This window comes from Nostoc sp. CALU 546 (genome assembly GCF_048836525.1).
This window is the reverse complement of the sequence record NZ_JAWJTF010000002.1, coordinates 97,121-122,939: the sequence shown is the minus strand read 5'-3', so window position 1 is coordinate 122,939 and position 25,819 is coordinate 97,121. Positions and strand designations below refer to the sequence as shown.

23 protein-coding genes are annotated in these 25,819 nt (G+C 43.7%); 8 read left to right on the top strand and 15 right to left on the bottom strand.

Going from position 1 to position 25,819, the window contains the following annotated elements; all coding sequences use genetic code 11:
- Positions 1 to 52 precede the first annotated feature (52 nt).
- The 7 genes from RRG12_RS01645 to RRG12_RS01615 form a co-directional block, all read right to left on the bottom strand.
- On the bottom strand, positions 53 to 673 hold the full coding sequence (locus tag RRG12_RS01645; protein WP_069073455.1) for a low-complexity tail membrane protein: 621 nt from the start codon (positions 671 to 673) through the stop codon (positions 53 to 55).
- Between the two features lie 105 nt (positions 674 to 778).
- Positions 779 to 3,940 (bottom strand): translation initiation factor IF-2, encoded by a 3,162-nt coding sequence (infB, locus tag RRG12_RS01640; protein ID WP_420758106.1) that lies wholly within the window; start codon positions 3,938 to 3,940, stop codon positions 779 to 781.
- Between the two features lie 135 nt (positions 3,941 to 4,075).
- On the bottom strand, positions 4,076 to 4,315 hold the full coding sequence (locus tag RRG12_RS01635; protein WP_069073457.1) for a hypothetical protein: 240 nt from the start codon (positions 4,313 to 4,315) through the stop codon (positions 4,076 to 4,078).
- Between the two features lie 106 nt (positions 4,316 to 4,421).
- Positions 4,422 to 4,697, bottom strand: a complete 276-nt coding sequence (locus RRG12_RS01630; RefSeq protein WP_420758105.1) for a YlxR family protein — start codon at positions 4,695 to 4,697, stop codon at positions 4,422 to 4,424.
- A gap of 148 nt (positions 4,698 to 4,845) precedes the next feature.
- The gene (gene nusA / locus RRG12_RS01625; protein WP_176727155.1) at positions 4,846 to 6,132 is read right to left on the bottom strand and encodes a transcription termination factor NusA; all 1,287 of its coding nucleotides are present in this window, start codon (positions 6,130 to 6,132) and stop codon (positions 4,846 to 4,848) included.
- Positions 6,133 to 6,317: 185 nt separating this feature from the next.
- The gene (gene rimP / locus RRG12_RS01620; RefSeq protein WP_069073459.1) at positions 6,318 to 6,779 is read right to left on the bottom strand and encodes a ribosome maturation factor RimP; all 462 of its coding nucleotides are present in this window, start codon (positions 6,777 to 6,779) and stop codon (positions 6,318 to 6,320) included.
- 247 nt (positions 6,780 to 7,026) lie between these two features.
- On the bottom strand, positions 7,027 to 8,475 hold the full coding sequence (locus tag RRG12_RS01615; protein ID WP_420758104.1) for a hypothetical protein: 1,449 nt from the start codon (positions 8,473 to 8,475) through the stop codon (positions 7,027 to 7,029).
- Positions 8,476 to 8,860: 385 nt separating this feature from the next.
- On the opposite strand from RRG12_RS01615, the gene RRG12_RS01610 reads away from it, so the two are divergent.
- A complete protein-coding gene (locus RRG12_RS01610) occupies positions 8,861 to 9,583 on the top strand; it encodes a peptidoglycan-binding protein (RefSeq protein WP_420758103.1) in 723 nt (240 codons plus the stop codon).
- Between the two features lie 29 nt (positions 9,584 to 9,612).
- Here RRG12_RS01610 and RRG12_RS01605 read toward each other — a convergent pair whose 3' ends face one another.
- Positions 9,613 to 10,506: an SDH family Clp fold serine proteinase gene (locus RRG12_RS01605; RefSeq protein ID WP_420758102.1), complete on the bottom strand. Its 894-nt coding sequence runs from the start codon at positions 10,504 to 10,506 to the stop codon at positions 9,613 to 9,615.
- A gap of 310 nt (positions 10,507 to 10,816) precedes the next feature.
- The gene (locus tag RRG12_RS01600; protein ID WP_420758101.1) at positions 10,817 to 12,715 is read right to left on the bottom strand and encodes a protein kinase domain-containing protein; all 1,899 of its coding nucleotides are present in this window, start codon (positions 12,713 to 12,715) and stop codon (positions 10,817 to 10,819) included.
- A gap of 294 nt (positions 12,716 to 13,009) precedes the next feature.
- Between RRG12_RS01600 and RRG12_RS01595 the strand changes: the two genes are divergently transcribed.
- A complete protein-coding gene (locus tag RRG12_RS01595) occupies positions 13,010 to 13,918 on the top strand; it encodes a Tll0287-like domain-containing protein (RefSeq protein WP_069074272.1) in 909 nt (302 codons plus the stop codon).
- A 35-nt stretch (positions 13,919 to 13,953) separates the two neighbouring features.
- On the opposite strand, the gene RRG12_RS01590 is transcribed toward RRG12_RS01595, so the two are convergent.
- The 3 genes from RRG12_RS01590 to RRG12_RS01580 form a co-directional block, all read right to left on the bottom strand.
- Entirely contained in the window at positions 13,954 to 15,204 is a 1,251-nt protein-coding gene (locus RRG12_RS01590; protein ID WP_069074273.1) for a serine/threonine-protein kinase, read from the bottom strand.
- Positions 15,205 to 15,787: 583 nt separating this feature from the next.
- On the bottom strand, positions 15,788 to 16,621 hold the full coding sequence (locus RRG12_RS01585) for a Uma2 family endonuclease (RefSeq protein ID WP_420758100.1): 834 nt from the start codon (positions 16,619 to 16,621) through the stop codon (positions 15,788 to 15,790).
- A 39-nt stretch (positions 16,622 to 16,660) separates the two neighbouring features.
- Positions 16,661 to 17,587, bottom strand: coding sequence for an alpha/beta fold hydrolase (locus tag RRG12_RS01580; protein WP_420758099.1), 927 nt, complete (start codon positions 17,585 to 17,587; stop codon positions 16,661 to 16,663).
- A 475-nt stretch (positions 17,588 to 18,062) separates the two neighbouring features.
- On the opposite strand from RRG12_RS01580, the gene RRG12_RS01575 reads away from it, so the two are divergent.
- From RRG12_RS01575 to RRG12_RS01555, 5 genes are all read left to right on the top strand, one after another.
- Positions 18,063 to 18,617: a thioredoxin family protein gene (locus RRG12_RS01575; protein WP_069074276.1), complete on the top strand. Its 555-nt coding sequence runs from the start codon at positions 18,063 to 18,065 to the stop codon at positions 18,615 to 18,617.
- A 71-nt stretch (positions 18,618 to 18,688) separates the two neighbouring features.
- Complete coding sequence (gene pyrH / locus RRG12_RS01570; RefSeq protein WP_069074277.1) at positions 18,689 to 19,417, top strand: UMP kinase; 729 nt, start codon at positions 18,689 to 18,691, stop codon at positions 19,415 to 19,417.
- Positions 19,404 to 19,952, top strand: a complete 549-nt coding sequence (gene frr / locus RRG12_RS01565) for a ribosome recycling factor (protein WP_069074278.1) — start codon at positions 19,404 to 19,406, stop codon at positions 19,950 to 19,952. Before pyrH ends, frr begins: the two co-directional genes overlap by 14 nt.
- A 137-nt stretch (positions 19,953 to 20,089) precedes the next feature.
- Complete coding sequence (locus RRG12_RS01560; protein ID WP_420758098.1) at positions 20,090 to 21,211, top strand: geranylgeranyl reductase family protein; 1,122 nt, start codon at positions 20,090 to 20,092, stop codon at positions 21,209 to 21,211.
- A gap of 85 nt (positions 21,212 to 21,296) precedes the next feature.
- Positions 21,297 to 21,722 (top strand): hypothetical protein, encoded by a 426-nt coding sequence (locus tag RRG12_RS01555; protein WP_420758097.1) that lies wholly within the window; start codon positions 21,297 to 21,299, stop codon positions 21,720 to 21,722.
- A gap of 255 nt (positions 21,723 to 21,977) precedes the next feature.
- Here the strand turns inward: RRG12_RS01555 and RRG12_RS01550 are convergent, their stop codons facing one another.
- Positions 21,978 to 22,211 (bottom strand): EF-hand domain-containing protein, encoded by a 234-nt coding sequence (locus tag RRG12_RS01550; protein ID WP_069074281.1) that lies wholly within the window; start codon positions 22,209 to 22,211, stop codon positions 21,978 to 21,980.
- A 36-nt stretch (positions 22,212 to 22,247) separates the two neighbouring features.
- Positions 22,248 to 22,679, bottom strand: a complete 432-nt coding sequence (locus RRG12_RS01545) for a Uma2 family endonuclease (protein ID WP_420758096.1) — start codon at positions 22,677 to 22,679, stop codon at positions 22,248 to 22,250.
- A 34-nt stretch (positions 22,680 to 22,713) separates the two neighbouring features.
- Here RRG12_RS01545 and lysS point away from each other — a divergent pair, with 34 nt between their 5' ends.
- Positions 22,714 to 24,231, top strand: a complete 1,518-nt coding sequence (gene lysS, locus RRG12_RS01540; RefSeq protein WP_420758095.1) for a lysine--tRNA ligase — start codon at positions 22,714 to 22,716, stop codon at positions 24,229 to 24,231.
- 74 nt (positions 24,232 to 24,305) lie between these two features.
- On the opposite strand, the gene purF is transcribed toward lysS, so the two are convergent.
- A complete protein-coding gene (purF, locus tag RRG12_RS01535) occupies positions 24,306 to 25,805 on the bottom strand; it encodes an amidophosphoribosyltransferase (RefSeq protein WP_069074284.1) in 1,500 nt (499 codons plus the stop codon).
- Positions 25,806 to 25,819: the final 14 nt, after the last annotated feature.

Here is a 25,819-nt window from a genome sequence, read left to right as displayed (position 1 = left end):
CCCTGCTCCTCACTTGTAGCCCTTTAAAGTGAAATAATTACTTTCGGGGCTGCTATGAATCTGTATTAATCCTAAACAAGGATTGCAACAATCGGGGCACGATTTGATTAACCCGCACCCCTAAAATGGTAAAGTCTTGCTTAATCTTTTCTAAAGATAATGGCTCTATGCCAGCGAATTCTGTCTCATTAGTCACCAAAACTCGCATTACACTCACAGGTATTTGTAAAAATAGATTGCTGCCTAAAAACGCTAATCCCGCAAGCACTAGTGCGAGGCTGCGCCATTGTGGGAGAAATTTCGCTGAATTTGCTACTAGTGGGGCAATTTGGTAAAGATGCCACAGCACCAAAACCGACAATACTGCTGCAACTAATGCCAGAATACGATTTAACTTTGTATTAATTAAACAGAGAATTTTCCGCTGCCGTTCAGTCAGATTTTCTGGCTTTAGGGCTATTCCTAAAAGAGCAAATATATAAAAGGGGCGACGCAACTGCATCCATAACAGGGGGAGAACACCAATGGCGGCAACCAAAAATATTTCCATCCAGACGGGTAAAAACGGCTCGCCTACAGACAGGAAGAATAAGCAGAGTACTAAAAAAACAGGCAACGTCGCCAATCCAGCGACGTGAATCCACAAAATAGGTTCAGAGCGAAATGAATGCATATTATAAAAAGTTGTGAGTTAAGAGTTAGGAGTTAGAAATTAGCAGCCTTTAACTCCTAACTCCTAATTTATCACTCCTAACTTCTAACCATTTTACCCTCAACACTATCTCGTTAAGGTGAGAGTGCGGCGCTTCGTAACCATCTGATAGGATTCGATGATGTCACCTTCAACCCAATCATTGAATTTATCCATGCCGACACCGCATTCATAACCGGCGTTGACCTCACGAGCATCTTCTTTCATCCGTTTTAAGGAGTCAAGGACGCCCTCAAAGATCACCTTACCGCCACGTCGCACCCTGACTTTGCAGTTGCGAATTAACTTGCCAGATTGAACGTAGCAACCGGCAACCGCACCACGACCGACTGGGAAGACGGCACGGACTTCGGTTTGACCCAAGGGTTCTTCCACCAACTCTGGTTCCAAAAGACCTTCCAAAGCATCTTGGATATCTTCTAGGAGTTTGTAGATGACGTTATATTCGCGGACATCGACACCTGCTTCATCGGCGGCTTGTCTAGCGCCACTGGCGAAGGTGGTGTTGAAGCCGATAATTACAGCGTTACTGGCAGCTGCTAAGTCGATATCTGTCTCGGTGATTTCCCCAGCAGTAGCCAACAGCATCCGAATTTGGACTTCGTTTTGCGGGATTTGCTTGAGCGCTCCCACAATGGCTTCCACTGAACCTTGTACGTCTCCCTTCAAGATTAAGTTGAGTTCTTTCAACTCGCCTTCTTGTGCTTGAGCGGACAGGGTTGTAAGGGTAACACGACCTTGTAACAGGCGGGATAGGCGTTGTCTATCGGCGCGATCGCTAGCGAGTGCTCTGGCTTCTTTCTCGTTATGGAAGACCTCGAACTCGTCGCCTGCTGCTGGTACATCACTTAAACCTAGTACCTCGACAGCAAAGGAAGGAGAAGCAATGTCTACTCTCTTGCCTCTGTCATCCACCATTGCCCTGACTTTACCGAAAGCCGAGCCAGCTACCAAGATATCTCCCACATGCAGGGTGCCATTCTGAATTAGCAGGGTAGCAACTGCTCCCTTGGCTTTGTCCAGATGTGCTTCAATTACAGTTCCTTTGGCGGTACGATCTGGGTTGGCAGATAGTTCTCCAACCTCTGCTACCAGCAGAATCATCTCTAAAAGCGTATCCAGGTTTTCACCCCTGATGGCGCTCACAGGAACCATGATCGTCTCACCACCCCAGTCTTCTGAGGTCAGACCATACTGTGTCAGTTCTTGTTTAACGCGTTCTGGCTGTGCCCCTTCTTTGTCAATTTTGTTGATTGCAACGACAATTGGCACTCCCGCTGCTTGGGCGTGGCTAATAGCTTCAATGGTTTGCGGACGCACGCCATCATCAGCAGCCACTACCAATACGGCGATGTCTGTTACCCGTGCTCCTCGGGCCCGCATAGCTGTAAATGCTTCGTGACCAGGAGTATCTAGGAAGACTATCTGCTGCGGTTTACCCTCATGTTCCACATCCACATGGTATGCACCAATGTGTTGAGTGATCCCACCAGCTTCGCCAGCAGCCACTTTGGTTTTGCGGATTGAGTCGAGCAGAGTTGTTTTACCGTGGTCTACGTGACCCATAATTGTCACGACTGGCGGACGACGGTGGAGATATTCTTGGTCTTCTGCGCCGACCATTTCCGTAACTTTCCGAGCTTCTGCTTCTCGCTCGGCAGTTTCGACTTCTATTTCTAGTTCTTTTCCTACTAGGGTAATTGTGGGAATATCCAGATTTTGGGTGATACTCACCGCCATGCCTTTGAGGAACAGGATTTTCACAATCTCTGTATCAGGGACGGCTAAAACGTCAGACAGTTCTTGCACAGTCAACGGGCCTGTGATCACCACTTTTTCTGGACGATCGCGCTTGGTTTCAGCTTCTTGGCGACGGTTTTGGTGATGGTCGCGGCCAGAACCAGACTTGGAACCAGATTTAGAACCAGGCTTTCTCGCTCTTGCAGTTGGGGCGCTAGCAAGTGTTGCACCTGGCATCTGTACAGGTCGAGTCGCTTTAGGTTTGGGAGGACGAGCGATGGAAAGGCTAACTTGGACTGTGGCTGGTGAATCTATATCGTCATCATCCAACAAATCTTCTTCAAACTCATCATCAAGTATGGGTTTGATCCGCTTGCCTTTGACGCCGGCTTTAGCCTTCTCTTTAACTTCGTCAATTATTTCCTCTTCTACCCACTTTTTGCCACCTTTGGTCGGGCGAGGCGGACTTGGGCGTTTCAAATCGAGGAGATCCGGTGTGACTGGTTCATCACCAGAACCTTGAGATTTGCCCGCTATTCCTGACATCTGTCTAGGTGGAGTAGCGATCGGCATTGCGGCTGCTACACCTTCACCTGGACGCGCTGGCCTGGGTCGTTGCCCTTCTCCCAGTTGTGATGGTGCAGATGGTCTATTGCCCCTCTGCTCTGGTCTGGTGGGTGAAGGGGTAGGACGACTTGTTCTTTGTGGTGCGCCTGGTGGAGACTGGTCAGTTGGCAGTTTAGCAACTCTCGGCTTAATTTGCTCGCGATCGCCTTCGGCAGGTCGCAGCCGTTGGTCGCGTTTAAGGATTGGTTTATCTGCCTGAGAGGCTGGCTCATCTGCTACCTGGGCTTCTTCTGCCGCAGGTCTGGCTGGAGGAGCAACTAGTTGCGGTTTGATCGGTTTTTCTGACTTCGGTCTGGGTGGAACTATTTTTTCCGGTTTTGGGGATGCTATTTTTTCCGAAGCCTGATTTGAATTAGGCGTTTGTTCCAGGTCAGCGATCGGAGGTTGCTCTTGAGTCTCTGATTGAGTCCGGGGCACAGGTCGAGTTGGTGCTGCCGGTTTCTGGGGTGAGACTGGTGTAGCGAAAGGCCGTGGAGGAGAGGGAGGATTAGCTTCAGACAAGGCAGCTTGGGTATTGGTAGCAAGTGACGCCTCTGGGGCGTTGGAAGTAGTATTTCTCAATATTTTGGGTTTGAGTATTTCCAAAATTTGCGGTTTGTGGGGTGCAGCAGGTCGGTTACGTCCGCCGTTCGGTGGTGAATTTGGCTTATGGCTGGTTGTACCTAGTTCCTTTTTGGCTGATACATTCGTAGTTGCAAGCTTTTCTGCTGCCGCCCGGATGTTTTCTGCCTCGGATTCTGAAATCGTGCTGCTATGACTTTTGACCGAGATGCTGAGCTGCTCGCAAATTGCTAATAGCTCTTTGTTATCCAAATTCAATTCCTTTGATAATTCATAAATTCTAACTTTGCCGTTGTTCATCCACTCTTCCCCTTTAATTTACAGTTTTAGCGGATGGTTGCCTGGTTTGCGACATCTCCATCCTTGGATTACTGTTTTTAGGTTGCCGTTCAGTTTTTGCCGGTGCCTCCAATCAGGAAAGAGAGATGTTTCGGTTTAATAATGGCATCCCCACCAGCAATGATGGTTAAGGGATACCCATAAAAATTTTTTAAATAAAAGATTTTTATAGGAACCCTGGACGCCGAACTGCGCCTGAGCGCTACCAGGTTGCCATTTTGTAGTTTCTTGTTTTGTTGATTCTGAGTCTTCCACAACACAATCGATTACATCTTGTTCTGGGAATGTTGCTTCGCCCCTTTTGTTATTGGAGAGGCGAATGCTTTTTACACCCATTTACTATTTTGGCACTAACCTTGACGATCAACAGAGGGTGTGATGAAAGCGCGACTTGAGCTTTCTTTTCAATTCCTCTGGAGATTAGGTCACAAAGTTGTTCCAATTAAATTTGGTTTTCGTTTTGGGTATTACTGCGGGCTAGACGTTGCGACAAGCTTTGGTACAGTGTTTCTGGCACTGATGCGTGTAGCGATCGCCCTAGTCGATTTTTTTTTTGAGCCGCTTGTAGGCAACTCATTTCCGGACAAATATAGGCGGAACGCCCCATGCCCTGATCTAATTGTACCTTTCCCGATGGAAAGACGCGGACAATCCGCCAAAACTCATCTTTTGAGCCTACTTTACGGCAACTAATACAGCGCCGATAATTTGGTTTCATCGGTTTTTGATGATCTCAGTCCAGGATCATGGAAGTAAAAAGAAGTTTATTATTACTATTTTTTACTTATACCAAGTAGCTTTTGAGAAAATAATCCTTGAGACTGAGACTACAATCTACACTATCAAAACTTTACAAAATTAATCAATTATTCATCATCGTTATTGTCAAAACTATCCTCCTCTTCTAATTCGTCCTGATTTTCATCCTCTAATTCTTCTTCATAGTCGAGATCATCTTCCTCAGATTCCTCTGATTGATATTTTGTTCTGACGGCTGCAAATTTGGCATCTTCTCCTGCGAAGTCATACTTAGCTTTGTCTTTGATGTCTATTTTCCAACCAGTCAGGCGGGCTGCCAAACGGACGTTTTGCCCTTCTTTCCCTATGGCCAAACTCAATTGATCTTCAGCGACTAGTACGTGAGTTTGCCGGGATTCAGGATCCATTAGCCGTACTTCATCTACCCGTGCTGGACTTAAGGCATTAGCAATATATGTTGCTGGGTCTGGTGACCAGCGAATTACATCTATTTTTTCACCGCGTAATTCGTTGACTACCACTTGAATTCGTGATCCCCTGGCTCCAATACAAGCACCAACTGGGTCTACGTCGCGATCAAGAGTATCTACTGCTATCTTAGTCCGGGGGCCGACATAACGAGAGGGGGGATTTGCCTCCCTAGCTACGGCAACAATCCGTACCACTTCATCTTCGATTTCTGGGACTTCGTTGGCGAACAGATAAACTACCAAACCAGCATCCGCACGAGACACAAGCAATTGCGGCCCTCGTTGCTGACCTTGGGAAACTTTTTTGAGATATACCTTGAAGGTGGCATTTGCCCGATAATTATCGTTGGGCAACTGTTCCCGCTTCGGTAATTCGGCTTCTACTTCTGGCTGACCAAAATTACTGCTGACTGCCAAAACTACAGATTGCCGCTCAAACCGCAGGACTCTTGCTTGCAGGACAGTTCCTTCTAAATCTTGGAACTCTTCTTGCACCATCTGGCGCTGTTGATCCCGTAATTTTTGCGCCAATACCTGCTTAGTTTGCATTGCCGCCATCCGACCAAATTCTCCTTGATCGGGGGTAACATCCAGTACTACAGAGTCTCCTAACTGCGCTTCAGGAGCTACTTGTTGAACTTCGTCTAAGGAAATCTGATGGTCTGTGTTATCGACCTCTTCAACAATGGTTTTAGTGGAAAGAACGCGAAACCCTTCTCCTTCAATATCAAGTTCTACTTCAAAATTCTCAAAATAATCTTCTTCAAACTGTTTGCGCTCTAAATTTTGGGCACGACGATAACGTTCATAACCTTTGAGTAGTGCTTCTCTAATAGCTGATTGAACTGCAAGCCGGGGTAAATTCCGCTCGCGACTTATACTTTCAATTAATTCTTTTAATCCAGGTAAAGTAACCATTGACATAAGCAATCTCCTTTAAAAATTAGGAACTAGGGCCTGGGCATTGGGCATTGGGCATCGGGCATGGGGCATTGGGTGCAAAGGCAAAAGACTTGCAGCAACTTACCCTCTGCTCCTCTGCTCCTCTGCTCCTCTGCTCCTGCAATCCCTAGTCCCTCGTCCCTAGTCCCTAGCCTCTAATCACTTGTTTATCGGCGCTCGTCTAGCTGCACCTTAGTAATTAGGGAGCGGGGAATTTCGACTACACGACCTTTTTGGTTTAAGTAAAGTGTTGTCTCATCCCGGCGAATCAACTGACCAATCCACTCTTGTTGTCCGTCGTAGGGTGGCGAAGTGGAGATGATAACAGGAAATCCTTTAAAAGAAATAAACTCCCTGTCTGTTACCAATTGCCGCGAAATACCAGGACTAGACACTTCCAAGACGTATTTATCTGGAACGATTTCCGCAGCATCTAAGGAGGCTTCTAAAGCACGGCTCATCCTCTCACAATCATTCAAACCGGTGTCTTGCTGAGGATTGCGAATGTCTATCCGCAACACTGGTGGACTTTGGTTGGTGTGAAAAACCACGCCAACCACTTCCAATCCCAGTTCTTCTGCCACTGGTGTCGCCAAATCAATAATTTGTGGAACTAAAGGATGAGCCATGAGAGAATTCAATAAAAAAAGTGGGCTTCGACCCACTTCCTGCGATAGGTATATCTTCCAAGAAGTCTTGTGACGAACCAATCATGATTCGCCTAAATCGAGTTTAGCGCATTTATGGGATAGTCGGGCATTGGGCATCGGGCATTGGGCATTGAAAAGAGGCAGAGGAGCGGGGGGCAGAGGGGCAGAGGGGAAAACTCTTCTCCCTTGCTCCCTGCTCCTGCCCCCTGCTCCCTCTTCTAACCCTCTACCCTTCCCGTATTTTGGGGAAAGTAGTGCCTTTCTCAACTACTGCTGGAACTGATACTTGTGTTCTTAGCTGCCTGGTTTGCTCGATAATTTGGTCTATGTCTTCTTGAGACAAACGCTGGACGTAGTTGATTTTTATTTCCTCTAAGAAGTCAAAAAGTAAACTCTGAATTTCTGAAAGTACGTGTTTTTCCTTCATTTCAGATCCCAAGGCATCACTGAAGCTTTGTACGAGTTGACTGGTGAGTTTTGCGCCAACTGGATCTTCAACAGCACTAACTAAAGTTTTGTAAAGATTAGTTGTGATTTGAGTCGCCATTTGTTCGCTTAATTGGGTTTGAGCTTGTCCCACGCCAGGGAGGTTCTGGAGGTTTCGGTAGACGGGGACTTGATGGAAGACGGTTTCAATGTTGTGGCGCAAAATGGCAACGATCGCAGGTTGAATTTCGGGTAGCACTTGGTAAACAATTGTTTTTACCAAAAGACCTGCGATCGCTTCTACTTCATTCACATTATTAATATCTATGTAGGGACGTAAATTTTCTTGTTGCGAGAGCCAACTTGTTAACTCACCCCGCTGAATTGAACCCTGAACCTGATTAATTACCCTTACCACTACAACTTCTGTGAGTTCTTCGGCAAAGTTAGCGACAATTCCCTGATGAATTTGCTTTCGCACTGGATGGAGATCCAATAATTGCGCTTGATCGAGGCGGACTAATACAGGTAAGACTCTCAACCATCGCCAAAATGGCAGTACTAAAAATAGGTCGTACCAACGCCACAATAGTGCTTCAAACCAGTTCAAACCAGGATGTTGGCGTCTGATTAAGAAGGTACGCCCCAGCAATTCTACGCCAAATAAAATCACAAAGGGTAAGTCAAGAATCCAGAAGTTATCAACCAAATCGCCATTTTCACCGATTTGGCGGTAATAGTTAGTAGCAATCAAAGGGCTGATTCTATCGTTAAAAAAATTAATTTCTTGAATCCAGCCATTTTGTGATAAGTACGGCTGACTCCAAAAAGTGGCGAAGGATTGTTTTGCAGATTCGTTACCGATGCGATCGCGCATCCGATTTTTGATTTTTTCCAGAGTACCACTCTTATTCACTCCCGCAAACGGGTTAGTGTCAATCATCTCGTTGCTCAGACGCCTTATTTCTTCTAGCTTGCTCTTTACCTCAGATGACTCTAAACCTGTTTGGCTGACTTGTTCTTCTAATGCCTTGACTGTTTCTAAATAATTTTTCGTGTCTCGATAGGGTTCAATACCCTTTATTGGATCATAAATCTGAATAATTTGGGGAATTTTTCGCAAGTAGAAATCCCGCCAAGGTACGTAACTTAAATCAAACAAAACTAAACCTAAATTTACGGTGGCAGCAATTGCCATAAATCTTTCAAACCAAATATTTCGCTGCTTAGAAGATTTTATATTTTTCATTTTTTGTCATATATTATACGCTTCTTGTTTGTTGGAATACTCTAAGCTCTTTCATTTATGAATTTTCGGTTCTTTCCAATCAATTACAGTAATTTGCAGTTGATTAAACCCCATTAGGGGGGAATATCTTTGCGTCCCTACTGTAATTTACTGTTCAAAGGGTGTATTCAATTCAAATGATAACTGCTGTATCTCTGCTAATCAAAGATACTTCTTTGGATGGATGACACAAACTATTTTCTGTAGTTCTAGTTAAAATTGACAAAAATAAATCAAAAATTGTTCAAAAATCATTAAATAATCGCAAAAAAAGTTATTAAACAAACTTAAAATGCAGCTGTTAACATTTATAATCCTGCTGATTTAATCCAAAGGAGTTTTAAATATGTGGTGTGGGTTTGGAAAATCAAGCGCAACCTTTGCTGTTACTTGCCTGATAACTGCTAGTTTAGTTGTAGACACAGGTTTCGCAGCCCCTCAACGTAGCTATACGCCCCAGCAATTCCGTTCTGTATTGCGCGGATTAGGCTATAACGTCAAGGTCACAAATACTGCTTTGACGGATGAGGAAACTAAAAAGGCAATTCGTGAATTTCAGACAGGTTATAAGCTAAAGCCTGTTGATGGGATAGCAGGGCCAAAAACCCAAGATTTTGCTGCTAACATCGTTAAAATTCTGCAATCAAATTTGAATGCAGTGTTGAAGCCAAATCCTCCCTTACCGCGCGATCATTTTTATGGTCCCCAAATAGAAGCGGCGGTGAAGGAATACCAGAAGAAAAATCAGTTGGAAGAAACCGGAATTGCTAATTTAGCGCTCCGGCAAAAGCTCGATCAAGAAGCAAAGACACTTTTGGGTCAGCCAACAGCTAAACCAACAGCTAAACCGACAGCTACGCCAACAGCTAAACCGACAGCTACACCAACAGCTAAACCGACAGCTACGCCAACAGCTAAACCGACAGCTACGCCAACAGCTACGCCAACAGCTACACCGACATCTACACCGACAGCTACACCGACAGCTACGCCAACAGCTACACCGACAGCTACGCCAACAGCTACACCGACAGCTACACCAACAGCTACACCGACATCTACACCTTAGTCATCAGAAAAAATTCCTACCTCAAAGACTCAAGTCATCTGATTTGGTTCTTCTAAGGGTCTTCCTTTGGGTGTAGGTAGAATTGAACGGCGGTCATTGTAAGGCATAGGAATGTACTGCACGCTGGGTCGTCCTCCTTGTGACTGTGGGTACAAATCCATGAGTTCATAAATAGAATGGGGCAGTCCGACGGTTACGGGCAGCCCCATTTCTGTTGCTTCTTCAATAGTGATGGGATAGTCGTGGGTAACGCGCCCAGTTGTTAAGGCTTCGATAATCGGTTCGATATTTTCTGGCAGAACTTTTTGTTTGGGTATACTGTCTTTCAGCAGAGTTCGTACAAACCGCTGTACTTGTTGTATTGCTTTGCGTGAGAGGTCGGCCATAATTAGAGTTTGGTCATCAATCTCACTGATGGGTTTATCTTCAATTACTTTCAGGATGCTTGCTGCTGGGTAATTACCCAATTGGGGATCAACTGGCCCTAAAACAGCGTTAGCATCCATAATAATTTCATCAGAGGCGAGGGCAAGCATAGTACCGCCACTCATGGCGTAGTGGGGTACAAAGACTGTGACTTTTGCTTGGTGGCGAATTAATGCTCTGGCGATTTGTTCTGTAGCCAAAACCAAACCACCAGGAGTGTGCAAAATTAAGTCAATCGGCACATCTGCGGGTGTGAGGCGAATTGCTCGCAATATTTGTTCTGAGTCTTCGATAGTAATGTAGCGAGATATGGGAATTCCCAGGAAGCTAATGGACTCTTGGCGGTGAATCAGCAAAATCACCCGACTGTTGCGTTCCTGCTGGAATTCTTGTAAAGCACGCAAGCGCCGATATTCTATTTGACGTTTTTGCCAAAGGGGTTGCAAAGAAGTCAGAAGTAGGAAAATCCATAATAAATCACCAATACCAAAACCCATAATAATTTATTGTTCAATAATCACGGTTGCCGTCATTATTGTCGCAAATTTGGGGCGATCGCAGTTCTATCTGTAGATTTAAAAGTATCGAACTACACTCAGCACAGAGATATGTAAATTCAAAATTACGTTAGCGAGTCCGCGTACCCCTACAGGGAGGCAATCTACGCACAACGTCTCGTAGAGAACATCATTAAAAATTACGTTAGCGACGCGCAAAGCGAGTCCGCTTACTCTGTAAGAGTTGCAAGCTACGCTTTTAGCATCTCGTAGAGAGCGTCATTACGAATTACGAATTACGAATTACTTACTACCCTCTTCGCCAAATCTTGATAGTGTCGTCATCACCACCACTAACTAGGGTTTGTCCATCGGGACTAAAGGTAACACATCTAACATAGTTGGAATGCCCTATAAGTGTGCTGATTTCTCTGCCACTGTGTACGTGCCACAATTTGATAGTGTTGTCCCAACTGCCACTAGCGAGAAATTGCCCATCCTGGCTAAAGGCAACTGACCAAACTGAATCAGAATGACCAATGAGAGTACGAATTTCTCTGCCTGTATTTACGTGCCACAGTTTAATCGTATTGTCACCACTGCCACTAGCAATAATTTCTCCGTCTTGGCTGAAAGCAATACAGTTGACGAAAAAGGAATGACCTAATAATGTGCAAATATTTCTGCCTGTGTATAGTTGCCACAGTTTAATTGTGTAATCATTACTACCACTGGCCACCAGTTGTCTATCCTTGCTATTGGTTGCAGGCGTTTTCGGAGAGTAAGCAACTGACGAAACTGAGTCAGAATGACCTCTGAAAGTTTGGGTTTCTATACCTGTGTGTACCTGCCACAGTTTGATTGTACAATCAGCACTACCGCTAGCCAGAAACTTACCATCTGGACTAAAGGCAACGGAATTCACCCAATTAGCATGACCAATGAGAGTACGAATTTCTTTGCCTGTGTTGACATCCCATAATTTGATGGTGTTATCCCAACTACCGCTAGCTAAAATTCTTCGGTTCAGGTCTACAACTCCCGCAGATTTACCGGAATCCCCTTGAAAAGAAAGGTTTGAAGAGATTGGGCTAAAGGCGACGGAATGAACCATGCTGGAATGACCAGAAAACCAACGGCCCAGTTGACGGACTAGCTTACCAGTACCCACTTGCCAAAGTTTGATAGTCTTGTCGTTGCTGCCACTAGCAATAAATTGCCCATCTGGACTAATGGCGATCGCATGAACCATACTAGAATGACCTTTGAGGGTCTGTATACATTGCCAGTTCTGCTGATTTAATACAAGTGGTAAAACAGGTGGAGGTAATTTAAGTCTAGGCGTTATCACTAAGGTAGATGATGTTGCTGTGACATCTTCCCCTCTATCCGGGCCTAATAAATCCAACCACTCCTGCACAGACTGGGGTCGATAGGTTGACTCCAAATCCATGCCGCACATAATAGCCTGATTTACCCTATTACTGATACTGGGATTAAAATATTGTGGTGGTTCTAAATTGATATTGTGACGTCTATCATCTGCACTTGTTGGTACAACTGCGGTGAGTAAATTATACAAAGTAGCGGCTAGGGCATAGATATCAATGTATTCTCCTCGTGGAGCTTCTGATTCATACTGTTCAGGTGGGGCAAAACCAGGGGTACGATACACTGTATGCCTTTGGATCATATTAGGAATAAATTCTCTAGCGATGCCAAAATCTATCAGCACTGCTTCTGATTTATCAATGCGGATCATGATGTTGCGTGGTTTAAGATCCCGATGCAACAGTCCTTTAGAATGGATTAGGGTCAAAGCGTCGCCAATTTGCCGGATGTACAACAGTGCTTCCGCTTCTGATAGCACCCCTATCCGCTTCAAGCGCTGTCCTAAGTCTTCGCCTTCAATGTAATCCATCACCATGCAGGGCAAATTTCCCTCATCAAAGATGGTTTCTATCTGTACTATATGAGGATGGTGACACACGGCCAGCCGAACTGCTTCATCACGAAAGTCTTGCCGCAACTTGTTTCGGTGGAGTATCCAGGCGGGGTGATTCAGGATTTCTTCTTTGAGGGTTTTAATCACTCGCTGTTGATTCCGTTGATTTCTGGCAAGATAAGTAATGCCAATTCCGCCTTCACCTAGTTGGCTTTCGATAATGTAGCGTCCCCCGAATAAAGACTTTCCTGCATTCCACACCATTAGTAATATTTGACAATTGCTGGTATTTATTTTGGCACGGTATCAGAACAGCCAACACGAATTTTTAGGAATTCCATTTGAATTGCTGTTGTAGTTTTTTGGAGCTTAGTTATTTAGAGAACATTTTCATTAACCTCAATAATTACTAATAGTATAAAGTTGTATATACCCTAATAGTTTTCGCTAAACTATGCCTTTACACCAAAATATGAAAGTTAATTGCTCATATTAAAGTAAATGATGACTGTAGTCATATTTGTTCATAATAATTTGACTTGTAAGTAATACAAAATTATGCTAAGAAATTTAAATCTGAAACAAAAGTTTACAATTCTGCTATTGATAATTTTGACATTCGGTCTGAGCCTGAGTGGATTTGCTCTGTCTTCTCTACTTAGGGAGAATGCTAAACAAGATATTAGCTCCACAGGTCTCATGCTCATGGAAACGATGAGTTCTGTTCGTAAATACACTAGTACTCAAGTGAATCCAGAGCTAGCTGATAAATTGGCTACTGAGTTTTTGCCGCAAAGTGTGCCTGCATACTCAGCACGAGAGGTCTTTGAAATTTTACGAAAAACAAAAGACTACCGCGAGTTCTTTTACAAAGAAGCAACTCTCAATCCCACTAATCTTCGAGATAAGGCTGACGGTTTTGAGGCGGAAATTGTAGAAAGGTTCAGAAATAAATCAGACCTTAAAGAAGTGAGTGGATTTCGCTCAATTCCTGGTGGGGACATCTTTTATATTGCTCGTCCCTTACCAGTGTCTGAACAAAGTTGTCTGGTCTGTCATAGTGTACCCGAAGCTGCACCTCAAAGTATGATTAATCTTTATGGTGCAGCTAATGGATTTGGGTGGAAGCTTAATGAGATTGTTGGCGCTCAGATTATATCAGTACCTGCAAATAATGTCATCAACAAAGCAAATCAGTCTTCTTTACTAATTATCCTAATTGTATCAACTATATTTATAGCGACTATCTTATTAGTCAACTTATTCTTGAATCGACAAGTTGTTATGCCTCTCAAACGCATGACTCGCATTGCCGAAGAGGTTAGTACCGGACATATGGAAGTGGAATTTGAGCAGATGTCTAATGATGAAATCGGTAATTTAGCTAAAGCCTTTAAACGGATGCAGTTAAGTTTAGAAATGGCAATGAAAAGAATCAAACGCACTCAGGGAAGTACAGGAGACTAAACAATCCAAAATTAAATATTATCCTCTTTAAATCTCTATGAGAATAATCTTTTTCTGAATTCAATAGCTGCTTGAAAGTCAGGAATTTGTCTAGCTATAAGTTCAATCAACTGTTCAGGTGAGATGTAAGGATTTTCATCTAATATTTCTTCTATAATCACATTTGCCATTGGGCCGATGTGGTAGGCTAACCCTTGGTGACAACTTTTGATAAATGCTGGTTGGAGGGTAGGTTGTTGTTGTTCAATTCGCCCAGTTTGCGGACTAGTAGGTGAACTCAGTGAACTAAAAATTGTTTCTCCAGCTTGGTTGTATGACTGCGATATTGCCGACATAGCCTGAAATTCAGGATTAAATACCGTGGCAGGTAAATCATCAAACATGATTGCAGGAGACATTGCCACTTTTGTTTCTCCAAGACGCTGTAAATCTGTTATAACTTCCCTAGCTGTTTGGTATCGTTTGTTAGGCCTATCTGCCAACATTTGATCAAGTACTTGAGCAAAACTATCAGTTACGTAGGTATAAGAACGCCAGTTCCACTCAAGTGAATACTGATCCATTAGTAAAGATGGATCTCTACCTGTGAGTAGCACAATAGCTGTTACACCCAAAGCATAGAGGTCACTAGAGGGGGAACATAAACCCAAGCTAATCTGTTCGCGGGGAGCGTATCCCACTTTACCGACGAGGGACATTTTGCCAACAAAGGTTACCTGGTGGTTAGAACTTCTCCCTTCGTTCACGTCAGCAATTTGTTTACCGACACCAAAATCAATCAGTACTGGCAGATCCTTGCCAGTGGGTAACATAATATTATCAGGAGAAATATCTCGATGGATAATGTTGTGCTGGTGGACATATTCCAAAACAGGCAGCAGATTTTTTAGCCACTGGATAACTTCGTCTTCAGAGAAATTTCTTCCTTGACGTTGAAGTTCTCCTAACAATCTCGAATATGTTTTACCATCAACATACTCTTGTACTAGAAATAGCCGACCATCTCCTTCAAAGCAAGCCAAAAACTTGGGAATTTGAGGATGTTGCAATTGATGAAGAATTTTTGCCTCTCTTTTAAATAAGTTGCGATATTGTTCCAGTCCACTCTCCCCTGTGCCAATGGGTGCAAACTCTTTGAGGACACAAGGTTCATCAAATCTACGAGTGTCAAAAGCCAAGTAAGTTCGTCCTAATCCTCCCTGTCCTAGAAGTTTTTGGATAATATAGCGGTTATCGATTAGAGTTCCAGCAGCTATTTCTGGCCTTGTGATATGTAACTGTGACATCTCATCGCACTCCTAGCGATTTTATTGTTGATAGATTATTTAGTTTGCTGAAAGTCAGAAACTCTAGCAGATAAAGGCTGATAACATCCTTCAAATTGAGGTTAGCACCACTATCAAGACAAGGAAATACACTTTTCTACAATCTTTCGATGGTCTTGTGTGACCAAATAGACAATTTTTACCTGGGTAGTTTAATCATACTACTCACACTTAGGTATTCTAGCAGCCGCAACATAGCCAGTGTCTGCGGTAATATCTGCGAATGTTCAGGGCATCGCCTTTTGGATTTGCAACTGAACCTGATCTATACGCCTAGTAACCCAATTGACACTGAGTTTAGGAACAGTAAGGATATAGCGTAACATCATGGTTTTTCAGAAAAACTGAGGTTCCCATAGACTTCCTGAAGAAAATATTATATGTATTTCAAGTGCTAAATATGCGATCGCTCTCAAAAATTAATCTTTCTGAGAGCCAATCTCATTATGAGATAGCTGTTTCGGAATCTGCTATCAAGGTTTTCAGTACAGGTGATTTGTCAAAAGCAGAAAAATATGCTGTGTATCAAAAAAGACTCCTGAAGCTACAAGAATTCATCTAGTTCATCAGGATTCACACCTAACTGACGCAAACGTTCTGCTAATTGTTTTGCTTTTCGTTTAGCTTGAGCAGTTTCTTGTTTAGCTTCTGTAGCTTCTTGTTCTGCAATGATAGCTCGTTCCGTTGCAGCAGCGGCTTCTTCTGTAGGTACGGGAATTAATTCACCCGCCAAAGTGAACCATCTTAACCACAACCTTTCAATATTTTGAAATGAACCCTGCCATAAGCCTAAACTTAAATCTATCTCTGGCATTAGCAGGTATCCATCAGTCAAGTTCATCGGTTCATAGTGACCACCGACTAACTGGAAAGCCCGAAGTTCATTAGTATAGCGACTAAAAACAACATAGTAGGGAATCCGCAAAATTCGTTCATAAACTTCCCATTTACTAGGAGGTTTATCTGCTGCACTTTCTCTTCTTGTGCCTAAATCTTCATCTTCCGTACCTGGAGATAATAATTCAACAACCACGAAGGGATTTGCTGGTTCTTGCCACGTTACATAACTTAACCGTAAATCCTCCCCTTTGTATAATTTTCCTACACCTACCACACCAAACCAATCTGGGCGTTTATACCACAAAGGATGCTGGAGATCATAGTAGAGATTAAGGTCAGCCGCACTATAAACTAGTTCTGGATTCCAGTTAATTGGCTGAAAAGTTAAATATAAAAGTAAGGGTTGTAAAAAGTGAAAATCGTCTGGCAAACCGGGTTCCTCTGGGTTGTCACTTGGTAAATCATACATTGTTGGTAGAGTTTCCCAAGGAGGAAGCGGCGGATCAGATTGGGGAATATAGTGGGGAGAAGAAGTCATAGGAAAATTCTGAACATTTTGAGAGTGGCTGGATACAAATTATGCTTCCAATTTTGCCGAGTCTTTTAACAGCGATCGCTCCCAAATCCAATCGAGTAAAATCGGATTGACTAACTCCGGCGCTTCATCCTGCGGACAATGCCCCACTCCTTCTAAAGGAATAAACTTTTGTACTTGGGGAAAGTTAGCTAATTCTCTTCCTAACTTAATTGGTTCCCACGGATCAGCTGTTCCCCACAAGATAATCGCCGGACAGGATAACAGTGGTAAAAGGTCTTCTGGTAAAGGGCCTGTAGAATAAGAAGTAAAAGCCAGGAACACAGCACCAGCCCCCACATCACTTGCTGGTGAAGTGAGAATATCTACCAACTCATCTGTCACCATCTCAGCATTCGAGTATGCTTGCAGCAGAATTTTCCGCACTGTTTTCGGTTTGGCGAGTTGATTGAAAAAGAACTCGCCAATTGGTTTGATAGATAACAGGCGTTGCAGTAGAGGCGCTCCGTAACGACGAGATAAAGGTAAAGTTACCCGTTTGCGATCGTGCAACAGCCGTAAAGAACAGTTGAGTAAAGCAACTCCCAAGGCAATATCTGGGTTGCTTACTGCTGCTTGCATGGCTACAATACAGCCAATAGAATTTCCCACTAAAAAAGCTGGCTCACCGACAACTTCGCGACAAAAATCTGCTACTTGCTGTCCCCAGGTTTCTAATGTGTAGGCAATTTGTTCACCAGGTTTAGGTTTTGCGGAAGCGCCAAATCCAATCAAATCAATCGCATAAACACGGCAACTTTCCGCTAATACGGGAATATTTTTCCGCCAGTGCCACCAAGAAGCGCCAAATCCATGCACGAGGACAACAGCTGGCCCAGTGGTTCCTTGGGTTTGATAGCAGATAGGAAAATCGTGCCAAATCCAGGTTTTTGTAGAGGTAAGTGCTGTGTTTGAAGTTGAGGTTGTCATGGGAATTTTTGATGAAAACAAGGGTAAAAGCCTTTCAGCAGTAAGACGCAAGTAAAATTGTTTTGAATTTGAAGAAAATTTATCAGATTTTCAAAATAAATCTTTTGCTCTAGTGATAGCCTATACCTATACCACGAAAGCTTCTAGGCTGATAACACTAGCATCAAGCTGATAGTTTTATCTAGTGAAAGAGAGTTTTCATCTTGTTGATAGAGGGTAATTTACTCACAACTTATATTTATTATGTCAGTATTAGAAATCAGAAATTTTGTAATGTGAGTAATATTTTCGCTATTTGGAGATGTAAGCGAATTAGCATCAGTGATAGATTCAGTAGTTTCACAATTTACGATCGCCAATGTAAGTCTATAAGATTGTCGAATATGAGGCATCGGCTAAGGGGTGGTTTGCAACTGGAAACTGACGCTGAATTTAACAATACTTTTCTTGTTCCTAGTTCTGCGGGCCAGAAAACATGAATATACTGGAAACAATTGATACTCCGGTTGGGAGTTATGCACCAGATTTTGAACTGCCAGGAATTGATGGTCAAGTACACCATCTCAGGCGTTATCTTGAGAAGTTTCGAGCAGTAGGCGTCATTTCCATGTGTAACCACTGTCCTTATGTAGAGTGGTATCTAGGCAAGCTAAAAAACATTCAAGCCGAATTTGGCCCAAAAGGCTTCACACTAATTGGAATGAATGGTAGTGATGGCGATCGCGAAACTCGGTCAAGCTTTGAAAATATGAAAGCTTTTGCCCTGCGTCACCACTTGAACTTCCCCTACCTGTGGGACTCTACGCAAGATGTGACCCGCAGTTTTGGTGCGACAAAAACACCAATGGCTTTTTTAATAGATACTAATGGTATAGTCCGCTACAAAGGTAGAATTGACAATCATCGCCAAGACCCATCATCGATGGGAGAGGATTATTTGAGAACTGCGATCGCATCTCTGTTTAAAGGTCAAGAAATAGATATACCACAAACAGAACCAATAGGTACTACATTGATTTGGCGTAACTAGACATAGATAGTCCCTGTAACTGTTATCTTAAATTGGAGGCAATTGCAACTTTTTTGATAAAGCGGAACTTCATGGGAACGAATTACCGACGGGTTTTACTCAAACTGAGCGGTGAAGCCTTAATGGGCAACATGGGCTATGGCATTGATCCAGAAGTGGTCAAAGGAATAGCACAAGAATTAGCAGAGGTGATAGCCACTGGCACTCAAATCGCCATAGTTGTTGGCGGCGGCAATATTTTTCGTGGCGTCAAAGCAGCGTCGGCGGGGATGGACAGGGCAACCGCTGACTATATCGGGATGATTGCCACGGTAATGAATGCCATGACGCTACAAGATTCTCTGGAACGCATAGGAGTACAGACGCGGGTGCAAACTGCGATCGCTATGCAAGAATTAGCAGAACCATATATCCGTCGTCGTGCCATCCGTCATCTTGAAAAAGGGCGGGTGGTAATTTTTGGTGCTGGTTCTGGGAATCCCTTTTTTACTACAGATACCACTGCGGCATTAAGAGCCGCAGAAATTGATGCTGAGGTGATTTTTAAAGCCACCAAAGTAGACGGAGTATATGATGCAGATCCTCATATTTATCCCGACGCCAAGCGTTACAATAGCCTCACCTACGCGCACGTTTTAGCCAAAGATTTGCGGGTGATGGATAGTACTGCGATCGCCTTGTGTAAAGAAAATAATATCCCAATTCTGGTATTTGACCTAACGGTGCGAGGAAATATCCACCGGGCAGTCTTGGGAGAATCCATCGGTACCCTTGTGGGAGGTTCTTGTGAAATTAGCTGAAGCTGAGAGTACGATGCAAAAGACCGTTGAGGCGACTCAACGATCTTTTAACTCAATTCGCACTGGTCGAGCCAATGCGAGTCTATTAGATAAGGTATTGGTGGATTATTACGGTTCGCCCACTTCCTTAAAATCACTGGCAAACATTAGTACGCCTGATGCTACGACGATCTTAATTCAACCCTACGATCGCAGCAGTTTAAATATAGTCGAAAAAGCGATTTCTTTGTCAGATGTCGGTTTAACCCCCAGCAACGACGGTTCCGTAATTCGGTTGAACATTCCGCCGTTGACAAGCGATCGCCGTAAAGAACTCGTCAAAATAGCATCTAAATATGCTGAAGAGGGTCGTGTTGCTATTCGCAATATCCGCCGCGATGCCATAGACGCCATTCGTAAACAGGAAAAAAACGCCGAAATTCCTGAAGACGAAGCACGAGATCAGCAAGATAAATTGCAAAAACTAACAAACAAGTACACTGCCAGAATAGACGAATTGCTGGCAGAAAAAGAAAAAGACATTACGACTGTTTAAAGTCTCAAGTCTTAAGTATAAAGGCTGAAGGATAATGGATAAATTCTTCAGCCTTTATCATTTCTTAGGTATCTACCAAAAATTAATTAAGTATCTCAATAGAAAAGAAACTAATTCAGGAGCAAAAATTCAGCCTTATGTACGACTGCATCATCGTCGGCGCTGGGCCAGCTGGTGGAACAGCGGCATATCATTTAGCCAAACAAGGTCGCTCAGTATTAGTGCTGGAAAAAGAATCCTTGCCAAGATATAAACCTTGTGGCGGTGGTGTATCTCCAGCGATCGCTCAATGGTTTGACTTTGATTTTAACCCAGCGATTTCTTTGAAAGCCGACTCCCTTCGCTTTACCTGGAAATTGGGCGACCCCGTGGAAGCCAAAATCGCCACAAAAGAACCAGTCTGGATGGTGCGACGAGATATTTTTGACCATTTCCTAGTGCAGCAAGGACAGAAGCAAGGGGCTGAACTACAAGATAATACGGAAGTGACGGGTATTGAATTTAAAAGTGACTATTGGCAAGTTAACACAGCCAATGGCCCAGTTACAGGTCGCTACTTAATTGCGGCTGATGGTGCTAAAGGGCCGATGGCAAAATGGCTAGGCTTTAAAGAACGCAAACGTTTCCTCACAGGGGCTTTAGAGGCAGAAATCCCTAGCATTATAGAAAACCAACCCGTAATTCATTTTGAGTTTGGCTTGGTCAAAAACGGCTATCTCTGGAACTTTCCCAAAGCTGATGGTTATTCCATCGGTGTCGGGACGTTTATTGGCCGTCAACCCCAGGACTTCAAAAAGATTTTGGATGAGTACGCCAAATCGTTGAATGTAGACCTCAAAACCAGCAAACAATATGGTCATCCCCTATGTATTTGGGATGGTAATCAAAAGCTGCACACCCAAAATGCGGTTTTGGCTGGGGAAGCTGCTTGTGTGGTTGATCCCATGACCGCAGAAGGCATTCGCCCCTCAATTGTTAGTGGTTTGCTGGCAGCCGCAACCATTAATGAAGCACTTTCTAATGACACTAACGCTTTAGAAAGATATAGCGAAGCCATTAATGAAGAGTTGGGTACTGAGATGGCTTGGGCGCAAAAGTTAGCTGGAGCGTTTTATCGGTTTTCCAATATTGGCTACAAAGTTGGTGTTAAGCACCCCTCTGCTCCCCAAATCATGGGTAAGATTATGTGTGGAGAACTGCGCTATGGCGACATTGCAGGTCGTGCCCTCAAGCGTTTAGTTTCTGGTTTTGGAGGTTAATTAACCAGACAAGTTGCTCAGAGCAACTTGTTAAAGGTAGGCAAACTTCCGCCATACTGTACTAGGCATTTCTAAATATGACAATATGGCAATTTACTTGACAAAACGGCTATCTGTGTTCGCTAATATTCTTGCTCTTGTCCTCTTCGTGCCGGGAATTGCCTTAGCCGCACCCGTTCAAATCAATACGACTTATGGTGTGATTTTCGCCCAGGCGGCCAAAACTGCAAGCTACTCCACCTCATCGGAGATTAGCCTGACTCCCTTACAACGCCAGGAACTCCAGGCTGTGCGTCAGAGAAGAAATAAGGAAATTGCGGCAGTATTAAACTCATCTCAGCGTGACCAACTTAATCACAATCTCCGGGCTGGTAACAATATCAAGCAAGCCCTAGAAAAACTAAATTTGCAACCAGAACAGCAAGACTTAGTAAAGGCGATCGTCCAATTTACTAACTTGAAAATTAAAGCTATTTCATCTAGACATCTGCTACAAGTTTGGCAGAAGTAAAGGGTTTAATAATACTGGAAAATTTTGATAATAAGCGATCGCCTTTTTTATATTAAGGTAATCGCTTTTATTATTACAGACTTATCATCTAGCATGATAAAACAAGTTTCATTTTATACAATATTCTGTTGTAAGCTGATCAGCAAAGTTTCACTAAGGGGCCAATAAAAGCAAATCCCTCAAGAGTTGTCTAGAGAGGGATTTAGTGTGGGCTAGAGAGATTTTGGGGTAAGTGTAGCGTTGATTTTTGGATTGCTAGTTTAAATTATTTGCTTTCTCAACTGCTTCCTTTAACTCTTCAAAGGTAATACTACCGTCTTTGTCCGAATCATACTGTACTAGTAACTCCTGGGGACTAGTGGTATTTGTTTCTGATGAGATGATTGCACTTAAGCCAGGACTTAAAAAAAGATCATTAATGGAGATTTTGCCGTCTTGATCGCTATCTAAGGTATTAAAAAGAGATTGAAGCTCTTGCTCAGTAGCCATAAGTTTTTATCCGAATTGATTTTTCAATTTAATATCTCAAAATCTTGACAAATACGCAAGGACAGTTAATAAAAAGATTTTATTGGGTGCGGGATGAAGATGGATATACTTTCGCGAATCGATGCGGACACCAGCGATATCTGGCTCAGGTTCGGAGTATTGGCTCAAATAAATGGGATTTTGCACCCGAAGTAAGGCAATTTCTACTAGCAGCCGCTTGAGGTAGTCAGGTGCACAAGGCGTTGTCGCTGCATGGACAGGATTTTTGGCGCTCATCGGGATAACTCGCCCATCAATCAGTTCTACCCGTTCAACCTCTGTAATAATACCCGTTTCAAACATCCGATTATATTCGTTGACAGTCCACAGGCGCACTCTAGTTTGTGTGATTGTATATTTCCTGCGGCGGGCTACGCCTACGCGCATCACTTTTAGGCGATTATTGCTTACTCTCAACTTTGGCAGCATCTATAATTAATCTTGCCCTATTTAGTTCGTTACCATGTCGGAAGAAGATATCCGAGCCGCGAGGCTGGAGAAAGTAGAACAACTCAAGCAACTAGGCACTAATCCCTATGCTTATCGTTGGGAATCTACCCATCATGCAGCGCAGTTGCAAGAACAATTTGCCGATTTATCCAATGGTGAAGAAGTTGATTTAGAAGTTGCCATAGCTGGACGCATTATGGCACGTCGCGTTTTCGGTAAATTAGCTTTCTTCACCTTGCAAGACGAAACCGGTACAATTCAGCTTTATCTGGATAAAAATCGCATTCAAGAAGGTATGGCAGATATTGATACCGATGCCTTCAATCACCTGAAGCAACTTACAGATGCAGGCGACATCCTGGGAGCCAAAGGTACTATTAAACGGACTGAAAAGGGCGAGTTATCTGTCTACGTTAAACAATATACGATCCTCACTAAATCCCTGTTGCCCCTACCCGACAAGTGGCATGGATTAACGGATGTTGCCAAGCGTTACCGTCAGCGCTACGTTGACTTGATTGTTAACCCAGAAGTGCGACAAACTTTCCGCCGTCGCGCTCAAATTACTGCTGGTATTCGCCGCTATTTAGAACAGCGGGATTTTCTGGAAATTGAAACACCAGTTTTGCAAAGTGAGACTGGGGGTGCAGATGCACGTCCATTTGTCACCTACCACAACACTTTAGAAATGGAGTTGTATTTGCGAATTGCCACAGAACTCCATCTCAAGCGGTTGATTGTGGGTGGTTTTGAAAAGGTGTTTGAATTGGGGCGGGTTTTCCGCAATGAGGGAATTTCAACTCGACACAATCCCGAATTTACGACGATTGAAGTTTACCAAGCCTACGCCGACTACAACGATATGATGGCGCTGACTGAAGGGATTATTACTACTGTCGCCCAAGAGGTACTCGGCACATTGGAAATCACCTACCAAGGAGAACCGATAAATTTAACACCACCTTGGCGGCGGGTGACAATGCACGATTTAGTTAAAGAATTTACGGGCTTGGATTTTAATTCGTTCCAAACTTTGGAAGAAGCAAAAACAGCAAGTAAAAATGCTGGCATTCCTGGTATCGATGAAGCCCAGTCAATTGGTAAGTTACTAAATTTAGCCTTTGAAGAGAAAGTAGAAGCCAATTTAATTCAACCTACCTTTGTAATTGATTATCCCGTAGAAATTTCGCCTCTAGCAAAACCCCACCGTTCTCAACCTGGTTTAGTGGAAAGATTTGAGTTATTTATAGTCGGGCGAGAAACTGGGAATAGCTTCTCAGAACTTACCGATCCTATCGATCAAAGAGAACGTTTTGAAGCACAAGCGGCACGGAAAGCCGCCGGTGATTTAGAAGCCCAAGGTGTAGATGAAGACTTTCTGACAGCTTTGGAATATGGGATGCCGCCTACTGGTGGTTTAGGGATTGGGATCGATCGCTTGGTGATGTTATTAACTGATTGTGCCAGTATTCGGGATGCGATCGCCTTCCCCTTACTCAAGCCAGAAAAATTAGAATCATCCCCAGATTAAGTCTGGGGATTGGGGACTGGGGACTGGGGATTGGGGACTGGGTATTGCTTCTCATATCCCTAATCCCCCAATTCCTACACCACTACCTTTTCTAAGATCAGCTTAGAACGTTTCACTTGCTCAGGAATCACCACGGGATAATCTCCGGTGAAGCAGGCAGAACAGAAACTATTGGTGTCTTCTCGTGTCGCTTCTAGCATTCCTTCCCAACTCAGATAGGCAAGGCTGTCTACTTCCAGTTGCTTGGCAATTTCTGCTACTGACTTGGTAGCAGCAATTAGCTGATCCTGAGAATCGGTATCGATGCCATAGAAGCAGGGATGAGTTACAGGCGGAGAAGAAATTCGCATGTGTACCTCTACTGCACCTGCTTCACGCAAAGTTTTCACTAGTTTACGGCTGGTAGTACCGCGAACAATCGAGTCATCTACAATAATTACTCGTTTCCCTACCAGCACATCTTTGAGGGGATTGAGTTTCATCCGCAGACCCGATTCTCGCATGGTTTGGGTTGGTTGAATGAAGGTTCGCCCAACATAGCGATTTTTAATCAGTCCTTCGCCGTAAGCAACACCAGACGCTTGGGAAAATCCAATAGCAGCAGGTATACCAGAATCAGGAACACCAAAGACAATATCGGCATCTACAACAGATTCTTTAGCTAATTGGTGTCCTAACCGCATTCGATAGCTGTACAAACTCTCGTTGTGCATAACGCTATCAGGACGGGCAAAGTAAATCATTTCAAAAATGCACAATTTCCGCTCAGATTTTTGACTCCAATGATAGGAAGCCAAACCTTCTTCAGTAATCCAAACTAATTCACCTGGTTCTACGTCTCGCAGGTATTCGGCTCCAATGATGTCTAAACCACAAGTCTCGGAAGCCAAAACATAACGAACTGGATTACCAGCCAAAGTCCCGATTACTAAGGGGCGAATGCCATTAGGATCGCGTACACCCATAACGCCTATAGGAGTGCCAATTACTAAACTAAAGGCTCCTTGACAGCGGTGAAATGCGTGAATTGAAGCTTCTAGCCAATCTGCACCAGCATTGATCGCTTCTGCGATCGCAAAAGCGATCATTTCTGAGTCTGTTGTGGTGACTAAGTTACATTTATTTTCAAGCAACTCTTGACGTAGTTGCACAGTATTGACTAAATTACCATTGTGTGCGAGAGCCAATGAGCCTAAACGGGTTTCTAATACTGCGGGTTGGGCATTAACTTTGCGGCTAGAACCTGTTGTGGAATAACGAGTGTGACCAACAGCAAGACTACCGGGCAATTGATCCAAGACAGATTCATTGAAAACTTGAGACACCAAGCCCATGTCTTTGTGGAGATGTACCTTTGTACCCTCAAAGGTGGCAATACCAGCTGATTCTTGACCCCGATGCTGGAGGGCATACAATCCAAAGTAGGTCAGTTTAGCAACGTTTTCTCCTGGGGCGTAGATCCCAAAAACACCACAAGCTTCTTCTGGCTTGTCAGACTGATTTTCATGACTATTGATTGGGTCGTTGGTCTGGTCGGGGTATTCATCCGAAGTGACAGAATGAATAGAAATCATGCTAGCTTTGCTCC